Annotated in this window: 2 protein-coding genes; both read right to left on the reverse strand. The window is 78.3% G+C overall.

Going from position 1 to position 2115, the window contains the following annotated elements; translation table 11 throughout:
* The coding region (locus tag ABT381_RS35645) for an alpha/beta fold hydrolase (RefSeq protein ID WP_351602236.1) at positions 1–800 on the reverse strand (800 nt) is incomplete at its 3' end.
* Positions 801–885: 85 nt separating this feature from the next.
* Positions 886–2115: 3-carboxy-cis,cis-muconate cycloisomerase (gene pcaB, locus ABT381_RS35650; protein ID WP_351602239.1), on the reverse strand; the 1230-nt coding region annotated here is incomplete at its 5' end.

A 2115-nucleotide genomic window follows, 5' to 3' on the forward strand; every position in this document is an offset into this window, starting at 1 on the left:
GACGGCGCCGCGGCCGCTTCGGCGCCCGCCTCCGGGCCGGTCGTGAAGTGCGCGGCCAGCGCGGCGCAGACCGGGCCCGGGCGGTCCACGCCCGCGAGGTGGTGGGCGTCCGCGACCTCGGTGAGGCTCGCGCCGGGGATGCCGTCGGCGATCTCGCGGGCGTGCGCGGGCGGCGTCGCCGGGTCCTCGCGGCCGGCGACGACCAGCGTGGGCACGGTGATGTCGGCGAGCCGGTCCCGGATGTCGTACGAGGCCAGCGCCTCGCAGCAGGCGGCGTAGCCGGCCGGGTCGGTGTCCAGCAGGTCCTTGATCAGCGCCTGGCCGCGCGGCCTGCCGCCGAGCTCGGGCGCGAACCAGGTGCCGGGCCGGCTGGCCGCCATCGCCTCCGTACCGTCCTTGCGGACCAGCGCGGCCCGCTCCCGCCAGGTGTCCGAGCCGCCGAAGTGCGCCGAGGAGCACACCACGGCCAGCCGGGTCAGCCGCTCGGGGTGGTCGGCGGCCAGCGTCAGGCCCACCGCGCCGCCGATGGAGATCCCGGCGTACGCGAAGGTGTCCCAGCCCTGCGCGTCGGCCAGCGCGAGGACGAGCCCGGCGAGGTCCGTCATGGTCGCCTCGGCGGGCACCAGCCCGGCCGCCGAGCCGCCGTGCCCCGGCAGGTCCCAGCGCAGCACGCGGTGGGTCCGGGTCAGGGCGGTCAGCTGCGGCTCCCAGACGTCGAGCGAGGTGCCGATGGACGGGCCGAGGATCAGCGGCGGGGCGTCCTGCGGTCCGTCGAGTCGGTGGTGGGGGAGCTCGGCCATGGGGGACCTCCTCGGGGGAGTTACGGGTACGGGTGGGGGACGGGTGCCCGGCGGGGCGGCAGTCAGCGCCGGCTGCGCACGGCTGTTACGTGGCCGGTCCCGGCCGGCCCAGCGCACGGTCGGTGAGGACGGCGGCGGAGCCGGTGTACGCGGCCGGGTCGGCCAGCGCGGCCAGCTCCTCCGGGGGCAGCGCGCCGGCCACCTCGGGGTCGGCGCGCAGCACGTCGGCCAGCGTGCGGTCCTCCTCGACGGCGGTGCGCGAGGCGCGGGTCAGCGCGGCCTTGGCGGCCTGCCGTCCGAGTACGGGCGCGAGCGCGGCGGACAGCCGCTCGGCGGCCATCAGCCCCTTGGTCCGCATGAGGTTCGCGCGCATCCGGTCGGGGAAGACGCGCAGCCCCTCGGCCAGCGCTGCGGCGTGTTCGGCGGCGCCGCCGGCCAGCCGCAGCAGCTCGCGCAGCGGCTGCCACTCGGCGTGCCAGGCGCCGGCCGGGCGTTCGTCCTCGGCGGCCAGTGAGCCCAGTACGGTCGCGGCCAGGCCCGGCGTCTGCCGGGCGGCGGCGGCGAGCAGCGTGGCGCGTACGGGGTTGGCCTTGTGCGGCATCGCGGACGAGCCGCCGCCGCTGCCCTCGGCGACCTCGCCGCACTCGGTACGGGAGAGCACCAGCACGTCCGCGGCGATCTTGCCGAGCGCGCCGGTGGCGAAGGCGAGCGCGGACGCCAGGTCGGCGACGGGCGTGCGCAGCGTGTGCCAGGGGAGCAGCGGCTCGGCGAGCCCGGCCTCCGCCGCGTACGTGGCGATCAGCCGCGGCCCGTGCTCGGGCGCGAACGTCTCCGACAGCGCGCCGAACGCGGCCAGCGTGCCCGCGGCCCCGCCCAGCTGGGCCGGCAGCCGGACCGCTGCCAGCCGTTCGTACGCGTCCAGGACCAGCGCCCGCCAGCCCGCCGCCTTCAGCCCGAAGGTGGTCGGGACGGCGTGCTGGGTGAGGGTGCGGCCCGGCATGACCGTCTCGCGGTGTGCGTCGGCCAGCTCGTAGAGCGCCCGCGCCGTACGGTCCAGGTCACCCAGTACGGACGACACCGTCCGCCGCGCGACCAGCATCGCGGCCGTGTCCCAGATGTCCTGGCTGGTGGCGCCCCGGTGGACGTACGCGGCGGCGTCCGGCGCCGCCTCCTTGACGGCCGCGGTGAGGTCCGCGACCAGCGGGATGACCGGGTTGCCGCCGGAGCGGGCGCGCAGCGCCAGGTCACGGACGTCGAACCGGCTCGCGTGGGCCGCGGCCGTCACGGCCTCGGCCGCGGCCGCCGGGGCCTCGCC

The organism is Streptomyces sp. NPDC000151 (assembly GCF_040301705.1).
Classification (GTDB): Bacteria; Actinomycetota; Actinomycetes; order Streptomycetales; family Streptomycetaceae; genus Streptomyces.